This window comes from Anaerotruncus colihominis (assembly GCF_010206195.1).
Taxonomy (GTDB): Bacteria; Bacillota; Clostridia; order Oscillospirales; family Ruminococcaceae; genus Anaerotruncus; species Anaerotruncus colihominis_A.
This window is the reverse complement of record NZ_VIQT01000018.1, coordinates 19,623-38,541: the sequence shown is the minus strand read 5'-3', so window position 1 is coordinate 38,541 and position 18,919 is coordinate 19,623. Positions and strand designations below refer to the sequence as shown.

15 protein-coding genes are annotated in these 18,919 nt (G+C 58.9%); 11 read left to right on the top strand and 4 right to left on the bottom strand.

Features of this window, described 5'->3' with window-relative positions:
* Position 1: 1 nt before the first annotated feature.
* Both FMM72_RS12580 and FMM72_RS16985 read left to right on the top strand, forming a co-directional pair.
* The gene (locus tag FMM72_RS12580; RefSeq protein WP_162221626.1) at positions 2–1,156 is read left to right on the top strand and encodes a sodium ion-translocating decarboxylase subunit beta; all 1,155 of its coding nucleotides are present in this window, start codon (positions 2–4) and stop codon (positions 1,154–1,156) included.
* A 19-nt stretch (positions 1,157–1,175) separates the two neighbouring features.
* Positions 1,176–1,340 carry an OadG-related small transporter subunit gene (locus FMM72_RS16985; protein ID WP_180322925.1) on the top strand — a complete coding sequence of 55 codons (165 nt, stop codon included), beginning with the start codon at positions 1,176–1,178 and terminating at the stop codon, positions 1,338–1,340.
* A gap of 42 nt (positions 1,341–1,382) precedes the next feature.
* Here FMM72_RS16985 and FMM72_RS12575 read toward each other — a convergent pair whose 3' ends face one another.
* A complete protein-coding gene (locus FMM72_RS12575) occupies positions 1,383–2,153 on the bottom strand; it encodes a GntR family transcriptional regulator (protein ID WP_160210712.1) in 771 nt (256 codons plus the stop codon).
* Positions 2,154–2,403: 250 nt separating this feature from the next.
* Between FMM72_RS12575 and FMM72_RS12570 the strand changes: the two genes are divergently transcribed.
* The 5 genes from FMM72_RS12570 (at position 2,404) to xdhC (ending at position 9,163) form a co-directional block, all read left to right on the top strand.
* Positions 2,404–3,684, top strand: coding sequence for an amidohydrolase family protein (locus FMM72_RS12570; protein ID WP_162221625.1), 1,281 nt, complete (start codon positions 2,404–2,406; stop codon positions 3,682–3,684).
* Between the two features lie 211 nt (positions 3,685–3,895).
* The gene (locus tag FMM72_RS12565) at positions 3,896–5,320 is read left to right on the top strand and encodes an NCS2 family permease (protein ID WP_160210714.1); all 1,425 of its coding nucleotides are present in this window, start codon (positions 3,896–3,898) and stop codon (positions 5,318–5,320) included.
* A gap of 166 nt (positions 5,321–5,486) precedes the next feature.
* Entirely contained in the window at positions 5,487–7,790 is a 2,304-nt protein-coding gene (xdhA, locus tag FMM72_RS12560) for a xanthine dehydrogenase subunit XdhA (protein ID WP_160210715.1), read from the top strand.
* A gap of 3 nt (positions 7,791–7,793) precedes the next feature.
* A complete protein-coding gene (gene xdhB / locus FMM72_RS12555; protein ID WP_162221624.1) occupies positions 7,794–8,681 on the top strand; it encodes a xanthine dehydrogenase subunit XdhB in 888 nt (295 codons plus the stop codon).
* Entirely contained in the window at positions 8,675–9,163 is a 489-nt protein-coding gene (gene xdhC, locus FMM72_RS12550; RefSeq protein ID WP_160210717.1) for a xanthine dehydrogenase subunit XdhC, read from the top strand. The genes xdhB and xdhC overlap by 7 nt, the downstream gene beginning before the upstream one ends.
* Positions 9,164–9,236: 73 nt before the next feature.
* Here xdhC and moaC read toward each other — a convergent pair whose 3' ends face one another.
* Together moaC and FMM72_RS12540 are read right to left on the bottom strand one after the other, a co-directional pair.
* A complete protein-coding gene (moaC, locus tag FMM72_RS12545; protein WP_160210718.1) occupies positions 9,237–9,725 on the bottom strand; it encodes a cyclic pyranopterin monophosphate synthase MoaC in 489 nt (162 codons plus the stop codon).
* Positions 9,725–10,750, bottom strand: a complete 1,026-nt coding sequence (locus FMM72_RS12540; protein ID WP_160210719.1) for a molybdopterin-binding protein — start codon at positions 10,748–10,750, stop codon at positions 9,725–9,727. Before FMM72_RS12540 ends, moaC begins: the two co-directional genes overlap by 1 nt.
* A gap of 336 nt (positions 10,751–11,086) precedes the next feature.
* On the opposite strand from FMM72_RS12540, the gene FMM72_RS12535 reads away from it, so the two are divergent.
* A complete protein-coding gene (locus tag FMM72_RS12535) occupies positions 11,087–12,409 on the top strand; it encodes a uracil-xanthine permease family protein (RefSeq protein ID WP_160210720.1) in 1,323 nt (440 codons plus the stop codon).
* Between the two features lie 95 nt (positions 12,410–12,504).
* Complete coding sequence (locus FMM72_RS12530) at positions 12,505–13,143, top strand: helix-turn-helix transcriptional regulator (RefSeq protein ID WP_160210721.1); 639 nt, start codon at positions 12,505–12,507, stop codon at positions 13,141–13,143.
* 60 nt (positions 13,144–13,203) lie between these two features.
* Here the strand turns inward: FMM72_RS12530 and FMM72_RS12525 are convergent, their stop codons facing one another.
* Positions 13,204–13,848 (bottom strand): helix-turn-helix transcriptional regulator, encoded by a 645-nt coding sequence (locus tag FMM72_RS12525; protein WP_160210722.1) that lies wholly within the window; start codon positions 13,846–13,848, stop codon positions 13,204–13,206.
* Positions 13,849–14,245: 397 nt separating this feature from the next.
* Between FMM72_RS12525 and ssnA the strand changes: the two genes are divergently transcribed.
* Both ssnA and ygfK read left to right on the top strand, forming a co-directional pair.
* Entirely contained in the window at positions 14,246–15,580 is a 1,335-nt protein-coding gene (gene ssnA / locus FMM72_RS12520) for a putative aminohydrolase SsnA (RefSeq protein ID WP_162221623.1), read from the top strand.
* A 100-nt stretch (positions 15,581–15,680) separates the two neighbouring features.
* On the top strand, positions 15,681–18,680 hold the full coding sequence (ygfK, locus tag FMM72_RS12515; RefSeq protein WP_162221622.1) for a putative selenate reductase subunit YgfK: 3,000 nt from the start codon (positions 15,681–15,683) through the stop codon (positions 18,678–18,680).
* Positions 18,681–18,919: the final 239 nt, after the last annotated feature.

The following is an 18,919-nucleotide window of genomic DNA, read 5'->3' as shown; positions in this document are numbered from 1 at the left end:
TATGGAATTTCTGTTGTCCGGCATTTTGGCGGTCACATGGCGGCAGGCGGTGATGTATGTAATCGGCGGCGTGCTGATCTGGCTCGCGGTGAAAAAGGGATTTGAACCGGCCCTGCTGCTGCCGATGGGGTTTGGTTCGATTCTGGTCAATCTGCCTTTTTCCGGGGCGCTCGATCAGATGCTGCAAGGCGGGATTGAATCGCGCGGCGTCATCCAGTGGTTGTTTGAAACGGCGATCCAGGCGTCCGAGGCGATGCCGATCCTGTTGTTTATCGGCATCGGCGCGATGATCGATTTTGGGCCGCTGCTTTCAAATCCGCGTATGATGATCTTCGGCGCGGCCGCCCAGTTCGGCGTCTTTTTCGCGCTGAGCGCGACAGTGCTGCTCGCGCCGCTGTTCGGGCTTGATATGACGCTCATGGACGCCGCGTCCATCGGTGTGATCGGCGCGGCCGACGGCCCGACGGCGATTCTGGTTTCACAAATTTTCAATTCTCCTTATATGGGAGCGATTGCGGTAGCGGCGTATTCCTATATGGCGTTGGTGCCGATTGTGCAGCCGGCTGCAATCCGTTTGGTCACAACCAAAAAGGAGCGCATGATCCGGATGCCGTATAATCCGAAAACGGTCAGCCGGCGCACGCGGATTCTGTTTCCGATCATCGTCACCATGATCGCCGGATTTGTCGCGCCAACCTCCGTGGCGCTTGTCGGCTTTTTGATGTTCGGAAACCTGCTGCGCGAATGCGGCGTGCTTGACTCGCTCGCGCAGACGGCGCGCAATGAGTTTGCAAATATCATCACGCTTCTGCTTGGGCTTACGATTTCCTTCTCCATGCGCGCCGAGGATTTTGTGCGCGGCGAGACGCTGTTTATCCTGTGCATCGGTTTGATTGCGTTTGTGATGGACACAATCGGCGGCGTGCTTGTCGCCAAGCTGTTAAACGTGTTTTCCAAAAACAAAATCAACCCGATGATCGGCGCGGCCGGCATCTCGGCGTTTCCGATGTCGGCGCGCGTGGTCCAGAGCATGGCGACAAAGGAGGACCGCCAGAACCATCTTTTGATGCACGCGATCGGCGCCAATGTTTCCGGACAGATTGGATCGGTCATAGCGGGCGGCATCATCCTGCACCTGGTGCCGCGGTTCATTTGACAAGGGAGGAAATACAGATATGTTTGACGCTGTGGTGGCGGCGGATTTGATTGCGTCGCTGAAAATTATGGGGCTTGGCATGGGCGGGATCTTCGCCGTCATGCTGATTATTATGGGCGTTGTGGCCCTGCTGGGACGCTTCGGGGCGGATGAGGAGGAGCCGCCCGGCAAAGCGCAGGGCTGATAAAAGGGGGCGTCCCGCCGGGACGCCCCCTTTATGGTTTCGTCAGAACTTTTTGCGCAGCATGGTGAAGTCGAAGAAACTGGTATAAAATTCGAGCGAGCGCAGTACCGGGCGGCTCAAACGGCAGAAGCCCACCTCGTCGAGCATGAGCAGCGCGCCGCCGTGCGGGACCTGTAACAGCCGCCGGATAGCGGGCGTGGCGTTTGTGGCGCAAACATGCGCGATGTCAGTGATGACAGTCAGCCCGCAGCAGCGGTCGAGGATATCAAAGATCGGCTTTGTCCAGTCGATGGCGGCATAATCCATCCCATCAAAGAGCGACAGGGCAAGGTAGTCGATGGAGTAAATAACAGGCGTATCGCCAGCCAGCACGCGTTTTTCACAGACGATGACGCCCGCGCCCGCGTCAATGCGCAGCGTTTCGGCCAACTGCTCGTCGGCCTGCTCCACGCGCAGCGACAGGCTGTCGCTGCGCGGGCTGTGCCCGGCTGCGAGAATCAGCTCGTTATATTCCAGCTTTAGATCAAGGCGGCTTTTCAGATTGACAATTTCGCGGTTGATCACCGTGCCGATGCCGCGCACGCGGTCAATCAGACCTTCGCGCTCAAGATCGGAGAGCGCATCGCGGATAACGGTGCGGCTGACGCCCAGGCGCTCGGCAAGCTCCACCTCCGACGGCAGACGTTCCGATTGGGCGAATACGCCGCCGGTCAATTCCTTGATCAGCAGGGCGCTGACCTGGGTGGACATCAGCTTTCCACCCAGATGCGGCAATTCATATTCCGGCATCATCGTATTTTCAGCTTCTTTCATCAGGAAATAACCGCCCGCGGCTGTAAGAAATTAACAATTCTTCTGAATATCTTTTATGGAAAATGGTCCTTGTTTTGTCAGGGCATATCTGTTAAAATGAAGGCGGTAATAAGTATGACTTATTAATTTTTCATATAGTTTCCAATGAATAGCGCGCGCGTGCGGTTGTATTGTGCAATGGTATGTCTTATTATACTCAAAATTTTATAAAAAGACAAGCGCCGCCCAAAATAGCGGCAGGAGGAACCGAATGAACCAGGAAAAAACCTTTGCCCTCAAAGGCGATATTGTTTACACGGCCGCGCCCAGTGGGTTTACTGTTGTGGAACAGGGCTATGCCGTCTGTGAAAACGGCCGTTCGGCCGGCGTGTTTGACAGGCTGCCGGAGCGATTTGACGGCGTCCATGTGGAGGACTGCGGACAAAAGCTGATTATACCGGGGCTGGTTGACCTGCACCTGCACGCGCCGCAGTATTCCTACCGCGGGCTTGGCATGGATCTCGAGCTGCTCGATTGGCTGGAGACGCACACCTTCCCGGAGGAGGCGAAGTTTTGCGACATCGATTACGCAAAACGCGCTTACACGCTGTTCGCCGACGCTCTGTCGCGCGGCGCGACAACGCGCGCCTGTGTGTTCGCAACGGTCCATGCGCCGGCTACGCTTTGCCTGATGGAACTTTTGGAGCGGACGGGAATCCGCGCGATGGTCGGCAAGGTCAATATGGACCGCAACTGTCCCGACAGCCTGCGCGAGCAAAGCGCGGCCGTTTCGCTCGACGAGACGCGGCATTGGCTGGAGGACTGCGCCGGCAAATTCAAAAACGTGTCGCCCATTCTGACGCCGCGCTTTATCCCCTCGTGCACCGACGAGCTGATGCGCGGCCTGGGCGCGCTCCAGCAGTCGACGGGGCTGCCGGTGCAGTCGCATCTGTCGGAAAATTATTCGGAAATCGAGTGGGTGCGCCAGCTCTGCCCGGAGGCGGATTTTTACGGCGACGCATACGACCGCTTTGGGCTGTTCGGCGGCGGCTGTCCGACGGTTATGGCGCACTGCGTGCACAGCTCGGACGCGGAAATCGACCTGATGAAGCGGCGCGGCGTATTCATCGCGCACTGTGCGGCGTCGAACATGAACATCTGTTCGGGCGTCGCGCCGGTGCGCACATATCTTGCGCGCGGGATGAATGTGGGGCTCGGCACCGATGTGGCCGGCGGCTTCTCCGATTCCATGTTCCGCGCGATGAGCGACGCAATCCAGGCTTCAAAGCTGCGCTGGCGCCTGACGGACGATTCGCTCGCCCCACTGACCGTATCGGAGGCGTTTTATCTGGGTACAAAGGGCGGCGGCGCGTTCTTTGGCAAGGTCGGCTCGTTTGAGGCGGGATATGAATTCGACGCGCTTATCATCGACGACGCCGGGCTGCCGCATCCGCAGCCCTTGACGCCCGCACAGCGGCTTGAGCGCGTTGTTTACCTCTCCGACGACCGCCATATCAGCGGCAAGTATGTGGCGGGGGCGCGCGCATGGTAAATAAATCCGGCATATGTAAAGCGCGTCGTGCGGCGCGCTTCACATAGCGGGACTGCCGATAAACAAAGTATGGCCGCTTTTCAAAGTACGGCCCTGTCGGCGGACCTGTAGGAACAGGCACGGAAAGACGGCTTCCGCGTGCTTCATGGCCGCTGCGCAATGCCGGCGGCCAATGCTGGCGGGCGGACAACGAAAGGAGGAGGCATCCGGCATGGCACAGACAAACGGTCAGGGGACCCTGGAGCGTTTCTTCAAACTGAAGGAACACAACACAACCGTCCGCACAGAGGTGGTAGCGGGCATTACGACGTTTGTGGCGATGGCATATATCCTGGTGGTCAACCCGCAGATGCTTGCGGACCCGTTTTACATCATGGAGCAGCCGGAATATGCGGCGCAGGTGGCCAACGGCGTCTTTTTCGCCACATGCCTGATCGCGTTTTTCGGCACGTTTTTGATGTCGGTCTACGCGAAAATCCCGTTTGCGCAGGCGCCCGGCATGGGGCTGAACGCATTTTTCGCATATACGGTTGTGCTCGGCATGGGGTACACCTATGGGCAGGCGCTTGCGGTCGTTTTTATCTCCGGCATTCTGTTTATTGTGATTACAGCGATCGGTTTCCGTGAAGCGTGCGTGCGCGCGATTCCGCCGTGTGTGCGCGGCGCGATCAGCGCCGGAATCGGCCTGTTCCTCGCGTTGATCGGACTGAAAAACGCGGGGCTGGTCGTTTCAAACAGCTCAACGCTGGTGGCGCTGATTGATTTTTCCAAATGGGGCGACCCGGAGCTGCACGGGCTGGTGGCGTCAGCGCTGGTGGCGCTTGTCGGGCTGGTTGTAATCGGCGCGCTGCACGCACGCAGGATCAAAGGCTCGATCATCATCGGCATTCTGACGGCGACGGTTGTCGGCGTCCCGCTCGGTGTGACCTCGTTCGGCGGATTTTCCATGAACATCGGGCAGCAGTTCTCCGATTTTGTGGATGTGTCGCTGTTTAAAATGGACTTCGCGGGACTGTTCGCCAATTCCGCCAATGTATTTCAGATGGCGTTTACACTGGTGATGATCGTCGTTTCGTTTTCGCTTGTCGATATGTTTGATACGATCGGCACGCTGCTCGGCACGGCCAAACAGGCGAATATGCTCGATGAAAACGGCGATATGCCGCGTATGCGGCAGGCGATGATGGCCGACGCGCTGGCGACGACCGCTGGCGCATGCCTCGGTTCGTCCACAGCGACGACGTTTGTCGAATCAAGCACCGGTATCGCCGAGGGCGGCCGCACAGGGCTGACCTCGCTGGTCACGTCGTTGCTGTTTTTCGCGTCGATCATCATTGCGCCAGTCGTCGGCATCGTGCCGGGCGCAGCGACCGCGCCGGCGCTGATTTTTGTGGGCGTTTTGATGATGGGTTCAATCAAGGAACTGAATTTTTCCGATATGTCCGAAGCGATCCCTTCGTTTGTGACGGTCGCATTTATGCCGTTTACATATTCGATCGCCAACGGCATTGCTTTCGGCCTGATCACCTATGTGCTGATCAAGCTGCTCTCCGGCAAGGCGCGTGAAATCAAGCCGTTTACGGTTGTGCTGTGCCTGCTGTTTGTGCTGCGCTTTGCGTTTATGACGACTGGCTGATCCTGTTCGCCCGCGCCCGTGTAAATACGGGCGCGGGCGTTGTGCTTTTTTTGAAAAAGTGCTTGCGCATCCGGTGAGGGCGTGGTATACTTGTAAAAATTTAAAAGTATGACTTATGACTAATAGGCCATACGAAACGAATCAAATAAATAAGGGGGCTTGTCAAATGGGAGTCGGCAGCAGGGCCATCCGCGTGGACGCGTGCGAGAAAGTGACCGGCGGGGCCAAATATACGGACGATCTGCGGCCAGCGAACTGCCTGGTTGCAAAGGTGGTGCGCAGCACCGTGGCCAACGGGCGCGTCAAGGCGTTTGATCTGGCGGCCGCGCTGGCGGTGCCGGGCGTTGTAAAGATCGTCACCTGCTTCGACGCGCCGCCGTTTGAATTCCCGACGGCGGGGCATCCGTGGTCGACCGAGGCGGCGCATCAGGACGTCGCCGACCGGCGGCTGCTCAACGAGCGCGTGCGTATCTGGGGCGACGATATCGCCGCCGTCATCGCCGAGAACGAGGTGGCCGCGGCGCGCGCCGCGCGGCTGGTGCGTGTGGAGTATGAGGAATACCCCGTCGTGCTCACGCCGCAGGAGGCGATGGCGCCCGGCGCGCCGGTCCTGCACGACGCGCGCCCGGACAATGTGCTGGCGCACACGAGCTTTAAAATCGGCGAGGGCGGCTATGAGGAAGCGGCGGCCGCGCCCGGGCTGCGCATCGTTGAGGGGACGTATGAGACGCAGACTGTCCAGCATTGCCACATCGAGGAGCCAGTGTGCTACGCATATATGGAGAAGGGGCGCGTTGTCGTCGTCTCGTCGACGCAGATCCCGCATATTGTGCGGCGCGTGTGCAGCCAGGCGACGGGCCTTCCGTTCGGCAAAATCCGTGTCATCAAGCCGTATATCGGCGGCGGCTTCGGCAACAAGCAGGAGGTTTTATATGAGCCTCTGGCGGCGTTTTTAACGACGCAGGCCGGCGGCCGGCCAGTGGAAATCGAGCTGTCGCGCGAGGAGACGTTCGCATTTACACGTGTGCGCCATGCGATCGATTTTTCGCTCAAGACGGCCGTGAGGCCCGACGGGCGGCTTGTCGCGCGCCGGTATGAGGCGTATTCCAACCAGGGCGGTTACGCCTCGCATGGCCATTCGATCGCGGCGAACGCTTCAAATGCGTACCGGCATCTCTATCAAGACGAGCAGGTGCTCGACGCTGATACATACACTGTTTATACGAATATCGCGTCTGGCGGCGCGATGCGCGGCTACGGCATCCCGCAGGCCAATTTTGCAATGGAGGCGCACATGGACGACGTGGCGCGCGCGATCGGCATGGATCCGATCGATCTGCGTGTGAAAAACTGTATGCGTCAGGGCTATGTCGATCCGGGCACGGGGATCACCTGCTATACGAGCGGCCTGCTCGGCTGTCTGGACCAGGGCAAGAAGCACATCGGGTGGGATGAGAAGCGCAAGGCGTACGCCAACCAGACGGGCGATGTGCGCCGCGGCGTCGGCATGGCGATGTTCAGCTATAAAACAGGCGTCTACCCGATTTCACTGGAGACGGCGAGCGCGCGCCTGGTGCTCAACCAGGACGGTACGGCGCAGCTTCAGATGGGAGCCACCGAGATTGGGCAGGGCGCGGACACGGTGTTCACACAGATGGCGGCCGAGACGATCGGCTTTCGCGACGAGGATATCCATATCGTATCGACGCAGGACACCGATGTCACGCCGTTCGACACTGGCGCATATGCGTCGCGTCAGACGTATGTCAGCGGTATGGCGCTGAAAAAAGCAGCGAAGGTATTTCGCGCGCGCATTCTCGACTATGCCGAATTCATGCTTAAGCGCGCCGCCGGCGCTATGGATATCCGCGAAAGCTGGATCGTCGACGCCGAAAGCGGTGAACGCCTGCTTTCCATGGCGGATCTCGCAATTGAATCGTTTTACAGCCTGACCAATTCGGTACATATCACCGCCGAGGAGACAAACCACTGCAAGAGCAATACGTTTTCATTCGGCGCATGCTTTGCGGAGATCGAGGTCGATATCCCGCTTGGCAAAATCGAGGTGCTCAACATCATCAACGTGCATGACAGCGGTATGCTGATCAACCCGGCCCTGGCCGAGGCGCAGGTCCATGGCGGCATGAGCATGGGCCTGGGCTACGCGCTCGGCGAACAGCTCCGCTACGACGCGAAGGGGCGGCCGCTCAACAACAACCTGCTCGATTATAAGCTGCCCACCTCGATGGACACGCCGGAGCTGCACGCCGCGTTCGTCGAAACAGACGATCCGAGCGCGCCGTACGGCAACAAATCGCTCGGCGAGCCGCCGGCGATTCCGGTGGCTCCGGCGATCCGCAACGCGCTGCTGCACGCGACGGGCGTCGCGGTCAACAGCCTGCCGCTCACCCCGCAGAAGCTGGTTGAGGCGTTTGCGGCCGCGGGAATGATTGCATCCTGGGAGGGCTGAGAGATGTATGATATTGAAAAAATTTATCAGGCGAAGGACGTTTCTGACGCGATCGCGGCGCTTGCGGCCGATCCGGACGCGGTTGTGATCTGCGGCGGCAGCGACGTGCTTGTCAAAATCCGCGAGGGTAAGCTGGCCGGATGTTCGCTTGTGAGCATCCACGGACTATCGGAGCTTGCGGGCGTGCGCATGGAGGACGACGGGACCATCGTCATCGGACCGGCCACGACGTTTGCGCATGTGACGCACGACCCGGTCATCGAGCGACATCTTCCCGCGCTCGGCGCAGCGGTCGACCAGGCCGGCGGGCCGCAGCTGCGCAACATCGGCACCATCGGCGGCAACGTCTGCAACGGTGTGACGAGCGCCGACAGCGCCTCCACGCTGCTGACGCTCAACGCGCTTTTGGAGCTGACCGGCCCGGACGGCAGGCGCACAGTTCCGCTCTGTGATTTTTACCGCGGCCCGGGGAAGGTCGATCTGGCGCATGGCGAGCTTTTGACGGCTATTCGCATTGCAAAGGCCGACTACGAGGGCTTCGGGGGCCATTACATCAAATACGCGCAGCGCAACGCGATGGATATCGCGACGCTCGGCTGTGCGGTCCATGTGAAACTCGACGCAGAGAAGCGCGCCGTTGAGGAGCTGCGCCTCGCATTCGGCGTCGCCGCGCCGACGCCGGTGCGCTGCCATGCGGCCGAGCAGGCGGCGTGCGGCAAGGCTGTTTCGACGGAGCTGTTCGACGCGGTGAGCGAAGCCGCCGCGGGCGAGGTCAACCCCCGCACGAGCTGGCGCGCGTCGCGCGCGTTCCGGATGCAGCTTGTACGGGAATTGAGCCGGCGCGCGCTCAAACAGGCGATTATACATGCGGGAGGTGCTGTGTCATGCTGAAGCTCATCAAAATGACCGTCAACGGCAAGGAAGTCGAAACGGCTGTCGATCCGCGCGAAAGCCTGCTCGATGTACTGCGCAACCGTCTGGGGCTTACGAGCGTCAAGCGCGGCTGCGAGGTCGGCGAATGCGGCGCGTGCACGGTGCTGGTCGACGGCGAGGCGATCGACAGCTGCATCTATCTGGCAGTCTGGGCCGAGGGAAAAACAATCCTGACCGTCGAGGGGCTGCGCGGCCCAAACGGAGAGCTGTCGCCGATCCAGCAGGCGTTTGTCGAGGAAGCGGCCGTACAGTGCGGCTTCTGCACGCCGGGGCTGATCATGACGGCTGTGGAGATTGTCGGCAGCGGGAAACGGTACACGCGTGAGGAGCTGCGCAAGCAGATTTCCGGGCACCTCTGCCGCTGCACGGGGTATCAGAACATCTTAAACGCGATGGAACGCATCGTCAACGAGACATACAAGGTTGTCGGGCAGGACTGATCCGCCGGACAGACAGAGGCAGGCCCCGTGCCGGCGCTGACAGCGCCGGCACGGGGCCTGCCGTTTTTTCAGCTCACGTCGCTTCACGGGGATTGATAAAGACGCCCGACTTGCCGCCGCTCTTTTTGGCAAGGTGAATTTCGCCGATCTCCATGGCGCGGTCGATGGCCTTGCACATATCATAAATGGTGAGCAGCGCCGTTGAAACGCCGGTAAGCGCCTCCATCTCGACGCCGGTTTTGCCGCTGACCTGCGCCGTGCAGATTGCTTCGACGGCCGGCAGGTCGGGGTGGAGCTTGAAATCGACGGTGCATTTCGTCAGCATCAGCGGATGGCACAGCGGGATCAGCTCGCTGGTGCGCTTGGCGGCCATGATGCCCGCCACGCGTGCAACGCCAAGCACGTCGCCCTTTTTTGCCGTGCCGCCAGCGATGGCGTCAAAGGTCGCGCGCTGCATCCGGATCAGGCCCTTTGCCACAGCGGTGCGGTCGGTAATTTCCTTGCCGCCCACATCGACCATCACGGCGTTGCCCTGCGCGTCGATGTGTGTAAGCCCCGCCATCAGACGCCGCCCCTTCCAAAGCCGCAGTTCGGAAAATGGCACGGCTCGCAGCCAAGGCAAAGCCCGCCGTTTCCAAGCCGCGCGAGATCGCGTTTTGTCACTGGGCTGTCGGCCATGATGCGCGGGAGCACCAGGTCGAAAATCGTGCGCTTAGCATACATGACGCAGCCGGGCAGCCCCATGACAGGCTTTCCGTCGAGATAAGCGAGCAGAAACATCGCGCCAGGCAGGACAGGCGCGCCGTAACTGACAATTTCGGCGCCTGTCGCACGGATGGCGGCGGGCGTGCGGTCGTCGGGGTCGACGCTCATGCCGCCTGTGCAGACAACAAGGTCGGCTCCGTCCGCAAAAAACGCGCGGATGGCGGCGGTGATGCTCTCCGGTTCATCACCGCACAGCGTGACGCCCATGATCTCGCCGCCAAGGGCTTCGAGCTTCTGTGCGACGACCGGTGAAAAGGAATCCTTGATGCGGCCGTAAAAGACCTCGTTGCCTGTGGTGACGATGCCGCAGCGTTTTTTATGGTACGGCAGAATCCGCATAAGCGGCTGATTCCCCGCGATACGCCGCGCCTCGTTCATTTTTTCCTCGGAAATGACAAGCGGGATCACGCGCATCCCCGCGAGCTTGTCGCCCGCGTGCACAGGCGTGTGGTTGCCCCGCGCGGCGATTATGATTTCATCGAGGGCGTTGATTTCGTCAAGGCGCCGGGCGTCGATTTCAAACAGGCCGTCGCAGCCGGCGGACAGCTCGATTTTGCCCTCCTTGATGGACGATTCGTCCATATGATCGTTTTTGCACAGGTCGCACAGGATGCGTGCGCCGTCGTTCTCATGAAGCATGCCTTCCTGTTTTTCCCATATATAGATATAATCCTTGCCCATGGAGAGCAGCACCGGGATATCTTCCTCAGTGACAATATGGCCCTTGCGAAACCGCGCATCCTTTGTGACGCCCTTGATAATCTGCGTCATATCGTGGCAGAGCACCTGCCCGACCGCGTCCTGCGTCCTGATCTTTTTCATCCGCCGTCCCTCTTTCAAAGCGTAGTGTTTTTGAAAATAGTTCGCAAGACCATTCTATCATGATCCGAAAAAATGTCAATCGCATGCCTTGTCTAAAGCGCGCCGGCGCGGTAAAATAAAGATAAAGACGCGTCAACATATAAGCAGAGCGCCCATGTGAATGGAGGAGCGTGTTCTTGCAAGGTTTAATTGTGAAAAATAACCAAATTCTGGACTGATATTTTTTTATCGAACGTTTCAAATCCGGTTGTAACTTTCTTACGCTTGCGGTATTATAAGGTTAAAGGCCAATAAAAAATATAAGGAAAAAAAAAAATTTGTAAGGAAGTTGCGGCTATGAGTGAAATCAACAAAGGTGCGAGAGGTTCCGTATTTGAATTGACAGGCGTGCCGCCGGTCGGACAGGTGCTTCCGCTTGGGCTTCAGCATGTCGTCGCGGCGATCGTAGGCGTTGTGACGCCGGCGATCCTTGTATCCAATACCGTCGGGCTTGACAGCGCCAACAAAACCATCCTGATCCAGGTTTCCCTGCTGATCACGGCGATCGCTACGCTGATACAGGTATTCGGGAACGGGCGTATCGGAGCGGGGCTGCCGGTCATCATGGGCATCAGCTTCGCCTATGTGCCGACCCTGCTTGCCATCGGCGGTCAGTTCGATCTGCCAACCATCCTCGGCGCGGAGATCGTGGGCGGCTGTGTCGCGATCGTGTTCGGTATCTTTGTCAAACATCTGCGCGTCTTTTTTCCGCCGCTTGTAACCGGAACGGTGATCTTTACGATCGGTCTTTCGCTTTACCCGACGGCCGTCAAGTATATGGCCGGCGGCGCAGGCAGCGAGGGTTTCGGTTCATGGCAGAACTGGGTGGTCGCGTTGATCACGCTGGCGGTCGTCATCTTCTGCAATCACTTTACAAAGGGCGTTTTCAAGCTGGCGTCCATCCTGATCGGCATGGTGGTCGGCTATGTGGTGGCGCTGGCGATGGGGATGGTTTCTTTCTCCGCCGTCGTGCAGTCCGGTTGGTTTGCCGTCGCATCCCCGCTTCATTTCGGCATTACCTTCAATGCAAGCGCCTGTGTTTCGCTGGCGGTTATGTACATTGTCAATTCCGTCCAGACGATCGGCGATCTGACATCGACGACGCTTGGCGGGCTTGACCGCGAGCCGACGGATCGCGAGCTGTCCGGCGGCATCGTTGCACAGGGAGTTATGAGCGTTGCCGGTGCGTTTTTCGGCGGCCTGCCTGCTGCGACGTTCAGCCAGAATGTGGGTATTGTGACGGTAAACCGCGTCGTCAACCGGATTGTATTCGCGTTTGCGGCGGGTGTGCTGTTGGTAGCGGGCTTTGTACCGAAGTTTGCGTCCCTGTTGACGACAATTCCGCAATGTGTCATCGGCGGCGCGACCATTTCAGTGTTCGCCACCATCACGATGACAGGCATCCGCATGATCACCTCCGCGAAGCTGACGCAGCGCAATGTTGCGATTGTCGGCCTGTCGGTGGCGCTGGGCGTCGGCGTGACCACGGTTGAAGGATGTCTGTCCGGATTCCCAAGCTGGGTTGCGACTGTGTTCGGCAGCTCCTCCGTTGTCGTCGCGACTCTGATGGCGATTTTCCTCAACCTCATCCTGCCAAAGGAATCCGGACAGAATCAATAAATTTGGAGCCTGTATTGAGAATCCTATCCGTCTGCGGTTTTTGACCGGCAGTTTCCGGGGGCGCTCGCGCAGGCTCCCGGAAGGGATGGTTGCTTTTGCATGAATTGGTCGCGGCATATCTGCCGCTGGTGGATTTTCTGGCTGATTGTATGGGCGAAAATACGGAGGTCGTGCTGCATGACCTGTCCGATTGGCGCCGTTCGGTTGTGGCCATCCGCAATGGGCATATCAGCGGGCGTGAAATCGGTTCGCCCATCACGGACCTGGCGCTGAAAATTTTAAAGACGACGCCGTTTGACGAGCAGCCACATCTGGCCAATTACCACGGCGTCGCAAAAAACGGAAACCCGCTTCGCTCCTCGACCCTTTTCATCCGGGACAAGGGCGGCGAGCCGGTTGGAATGCTTTGTGTCAACAGCGATTATCACAGCCTGCTACAGGCCCGCGACGCGCTCGCCGCGTTCATCGCGGGGATCGGCCTGCAAGAGGACGCGTCCATAACGGAGAGCTTTCACATGAGCATGGAGGAACTGGTGCGCTCAAACCTGCGGCGCGTCTGCCCGCAGATCGAGCTGCGGATCGACACGCTCAGCCAGAAGGAAAAGCTGGAGATCGTCGAAGGATTGGACGAGTTGGGGACCTTTCTGGTCAAGGGCTCGATCAGTTACGCCGCCGAGAGCCTGAACGTCTCCGTGCCGACGCTTTACCGCTATTTGAACACGATCCGAAAATAAAACGGAACCGCCTTGAAAGGGCGGTTCCGTCTCAGGCCCGCCGGAAAGCCGGCGGAAGGGTCATGATTCTTTTGTGGCATCGATATAGCTGTAGAGCGTATACTTGGAGATACCGAAGTATTTGGACACCTTGTCTCCGCTTTTGGTAATCAAAAATGCGCCGGTATCGTTGAGAAAGCGCAGGGCCTTGATTTTATCCTCCTTGCCCATGAGCGCAACCGGCTTTCCCACAAGGCGCACGCTCTGCTCGATCAGGCTGTCAAGAAGCTCGCTGACGTTCTGGGGGATGCGCTCCGGCTCTTTTTCGCCGGTCTGCCCGGTGGAGATCAGCGGCTTGACGGCGTTTTCGATCAGCAGCAGGTTTGTGATATCGTAGTTGATGGAAAAAATGCCGATGGCGTCTCCGTGTTCATCGCGGATATAGATGGTGCTCGATTTCAGGATGCGCCCATCGCGTGTTTTGGTGAGGTAATTGAGGTGATCCTTCAGGCTGCTGCGGTCGCCGTGCAGCGCCTCAAGCACAACATGCGAAGGCCCGTCGCCGAGTTTGCGGTTGGTGACATGGCCGTTTTCGATCGCTACAATCGAACTGTCGACATTGTTGTCGGTCAGATCGTGAACAACGACCTCGCAGCAATTTCCAAACTGCTGTGAGATGCCGCGCGCGAGCTGACGCAGGAAAGTAAGCGTTGTTTGTTCCAGCATAGGCACTCCTTCAAAGCGTTGGCGCTTGAAATATGATTTTAAGATACTTTTATCATATCAAGCGCCCGGTAAAATTTCAATAAAAAGTTGACCAATCAAAAAAATTTTTTGAGAAAAAACTATAGAAGGCTTGCATTTTACAGCCGTTCATGGTAAACTAAATTTGTTGAATGAGAATCGATTATTCTGTATAATTTGTGGAATAGTCATTCTGTTCTTTATAAAAAGTATATCGTATGTTGGCTGCAACGGAGTGCTTCGCGCACGGGCCGGATGGACGCACAATCGGGCTGCGCGCCCGGGTCCGCCGGCATGGCAAAGAGCGGCAACGGGCGTCCATTCAGAGAATGGGCGCCCGTTTTGATACGGGCGGACACAATCAGGGGAGGTAAAAACCATGTTGCTTATTGGAAACGGAAGGCTGATCACGCGCGGAGAACACAACCGCCTGATCGAAAACGGCTGTGTCGCGGCCGACGGCAGCGTCATCGCCGCCGTCGGTACAACCGACGAACTGCGCCGGCGCTGGCCCGATGCCCGGTTTATCGACGCGCACGGCGGGATGATCCTGCCGGGGTTGATCAATGCCCACAACCATATTTACAGCGCCTTTTCGCGCGGGATCGCGATCAACGGTTACAACCCGCATAATTTCCTCGATATCCTCGACGGCATGTGGTGGACGATCGACCGCAACCTGCTTTTGGAGGACACGCGCTACAGCGCGCTGGCAACGTATATCGACTGTGTCAAGTGCGGCGTGACAACGGTGTTCGACCACCACGCCAGCTTCGGCGAAGTCCCGGGAAGCCTGTTTGCGATCGCGGACGCCGCCAGAGAGATCGGCGTGCGCACCTGCCTGTGCTATGAGGTGTCCGACCGCGACGGGGAGGAAAAGATGCGCCAGGCTGTCCGCGAGAATGTCGATTTCATCGCCCACTGCAAGAAGGACACGACCGGCATGGTCAGGGGCATGATGGGGATGCACGCGTCGTTCACGCTTTCCGATGCGACGCTCGCCCTCTGCCGCGAACATACGCCGTCCGATATCGGTTTCCATATCCATGTGGCGGAGGGGATGGCCGATGTCTACGATTCGCTGAAAAAATATGGAAAGCGCGTCATCAACCGGCTGTATGACAACGATATCCTCGGTGAAAAGACGATCACCGGCCACTGTATCCACATCAACGGCATCGAGATGGATATTTTAAAGGAAACGAACACAATGGTCGTACATAATCCGGAATCGAACATGGGCAATGCCGTCGGATGCCCGCCGACGATGGAGATGATTCGCCGCGGCCTGCTGGTCGGGCTTGGGACGGATGGATACACGAACGATATGTATGAATCGATGAAGGTTGCCAACTGCCTGCATAAGCACAACCTCTGCGACCCGACCGCCGCCTGGGGCGAGGTGCCCTATATGCTGTTCGAGGGCAACCCGGCCATAGGCGCGCGTTACTTTGACAAGAAGCTCGGCGCGCTTGAAGAAGGCGCCGCCGCCGACATCATCGTCACCGATTACGACCCGCTGACCCCGCTGACGGCCGGCAATATCAACGGCCATACGCTGTTCGGCATGAGCGGGCGCCAGACCATTACAACTGTGATTGATGGCAAGGTGCGTATGCAGGATCGCGAATTGATCGGGATTGACGAGAAAAAAATCCTCGCAGACGCGCGCGCACACGCGCAGGCGATGTGGAATCGTATCAACTCAAGGTAAATTTGATCGGCTATATTACGGATAGGACCGGACTACGGCCGGTCACAGATGCAATGGGGCGGGCCGGCAGAAGGCCCCGCAAAAATGGGAGGAATTTTTTATGGGCGATCGTATGAGGCCGATTGCGTTCGGCAAGCTGATGGATTGGATCATTACGGAATACCAGACGCAGGGGAGCATCTTCGGCGTGGCGAAGCTGTTCCGCCACCAGTCCGGCGACAAAATGCTGCCGCTGTTCGGCGAGCGGATGGAGGCCCCGTTCGGGCCGGCAGCCGGCCCGCATACGCAGTTGGCGCAGAATATCGTCGCGGCCTATGCCGCGGGCAGCCGCTTTTTTGAATTAAAAACCGTACAGCAGCTCGACGGCGAGGACCTGCCGGTTGCCAAGCCATGCATCAGCGCGGAGGATGAATGCTACAATGTCGAATGGTCGACTGAGCTGCGCGTGCCGGAGGCGTATGCCGAATATGTCAAGGCGTGGTTCGCGCTCAAGCTGATTTCCCGCGCGTTCGGCCTGGGCGACGACTGCGGATTTATCTTTAATATGAGCGTCGGGTACGATCTGGAGGGGATAAAATCCCCGAAGATCGACGCGTTTATCGAAGGGCTAAAGGACGCGTCTGCGTCGCCGGTGTGGGCGGAATGTAAAGCCTGGGCGCTTGACAACCTTGCGCGCCTGCCGCGCATTGACGCTGCGTTTGTCAAAGCAATTACGCCGCATATCTGCACGTCGATCACTTTGTCGACGCTGCACGGCTGCCCGCCGCAGGAGATTGAGCGTATCGCGACGTACCTGCTGACAGAAAAGGGTCTGAACACCTACATCAAGTGTAACCCGACGCTGCTTGGATATGAATACGCGCGCCAGACAATGGATGCGCTCGGCTTTGATTACATCGCGTTTGACGACCACCATTTCAAGGAGGATCTCCAGTTTGCCGACGCCGTGCCAATGATCCGGCGGCTCCAGGCGCTGGCCGACGGCAAGGGATTGACCTTTGGCGTCAAGCTGACGAATACCTTCCCGGTCGATATCGCCGCCGGCGAGCTGCCCGGAAATGAAATGTACATGTCCGGCCGGTCGCTTTATCCGCTGACGATCTCCGTCGCCAGGCTTCTTTCCAAGGAGTTTGACGGCAAGCTGCGCATCTCCTATTCCGGCGGTGCGGACGCCTATAATATTGAGAAGCTGTTTGCGGCCGGGATCTGGCCGATCACGCTGGCCACAACGCTTTTAAAACCCGGCGGTTATCAGCGCCTTTACCAGCTTGCGGAAAAGCTTTATAACTGTGGAGATCAGCCGTTTTCAGGCGTGCATGTGGCCAAGGTGTGCGAGTTTGTCGAGGACGCGATGATCGACCCGTATTACCGCAAGCCGATCAAGCCGCTGCCCAGCCGCAAGATGGAGCGAAAAGTCCCTCTTGTCGACTGTTTCGAAGCGCCGTGCCGGTCCGGCTGCCCGATTGAGCAGGACATCCCGGCATATCTGCGCCTGGCGGGGCAGGGCAAATACCTGGAGGCGCTGCGCGTCATCACCGCGCGCAATCCGCTGCCGTTTATTACAGGGACCATCTGCCCGCATCACTGTGCCGACAAATGTACGCGCAATTTCTATGAGGATTCCGTACACATCCGCGCCGTGAAGCTGGAGTGCGCGCAGCATGCGTTCCGGGAACTGACGGCAGGTATGGAGAAGGCCGCTCCCATCGCGGACGTAAAGGCTGCGGTCGTCGGCGGCGGGCCGGCGGGCATCGCGGCGGCGTATTTTTTGGCGCGCGCCGGCGTATCTGTCACCGTATTCGAAAAGCGGGAGACGCTCGGCGGCATTGTGCGCCATGTGATCCCGTCGTTCCGCATCCCTGGGGAGGCGATTGACAACGACGTCGCGCTCGCAAAGGCCGCGGGCGCGCAGTTTGTGACCGGAGCCGAGGTCGGTTCTGTCGACGAACTCAAGGCGAAGGGCTTTACACATGTGATCCTCGCGGTCGGCGCCTGGAAACCGGGCGTGCTCAAGCTTGAATATGGCGAGCCGATGGGCGTATTGGAATTTTTAACGGCCTACAACCGCGACGCCGCGTCGCTTTCACTCGGTGAAAACGTGGTCGTCATCGGCGGCGGCAACACTGCGATGGACGCCGCGCGCGCGGCCGTGCGCGTGCCGGGCGTTAGGAAGGTGCGCCTTGTTTACCGCCGTACAAAACGCTATATGCCGGCGGACGAGGAGGAGCTTGCGTTGGCGATCGAGGACGGCGTGGAGTTCTGCGAGCTGCTTGCGCCGGTCGGGGTCCGCGGCGGTGTGCTGACTTGCGGCCGCATGGAGCTTGGCGCGCCCGACGCGACCGGACGCCGCAGTCCGGTCGCGACAGGCGAGACAATTGAACTGCCGGCCGATACGGTCATCGCGGCCGTCGGCGAACAGGTCGATACGGCATTCTATGAAAAGAACGGCATCGCAGTCGACGCGCACGGCCGTGCGCAATGCGACGCAGCGACGCTGGAGACGAATGTGAAAAACGTTTATGTAGCGGGCGACGCTTTCCGCGGGCCTGCCACGGTCGTCGAGGCGATTGCGGACGCGATGAAGGCCGCTGGGGCGATCGCAGACATCGCGGCGGACCGCTGCACCTGCCAAAACGTATCCGCCGACTATAACCACGCGCTTCAAAAGAAAGGCGCCCTTTACCCGGAGGGCGAGGGCTGCACAGAACCGGGCCGCTGCCTGGAATGCGCGACCGTCTGCGAATGCTGCGCCGACGTCTGCCCAAACCGCGCCAATATCGCCGTACATGTACCGGGCAAGCGTATGCGTCAAATCATCCACATCGACGGCATGTGCAACGAATGCGGCAACTGCGCTACGTTCTGCCCGTATGACAGCGCGCCCTACAAGGAGAAATTTACGCTGTTCTGGAGCGAGGCTGATTTTAACGACAGCAAAAATGAAGGTTTCTTGTTGCTCGACGACGCGCGGCAGACGTACCGTGTCCGCCTGGACGGACAGGTGGCCGACTACACGCTCAGCGAATCGGACGGCGGCATGTCCGCTGAGCTGGCCGCGCTGATCCGGGCTGCGCGCCGCGACTACACATACCTGTTTTAACAAATCAGGGCGGGGCTTTGCCCCGCCCTAAAGCCCGTTTTGATCTTCCTTCATGCGGCGGCCAAAATTGACGTGCGGAAAGCTCCACAGCCGCTGGCGGAGCTTTTCGCTTCTGTTTAAGAACCTGTATTCACAGCCGGAGGACGCCGGACAGGCGAGGGGATTTGTGCCCGGTCAAGATAGATTTTCTTGCCGGGCGACAGCCCGCCTGGACGGCGCTTGGCGATTGTGAATACAGG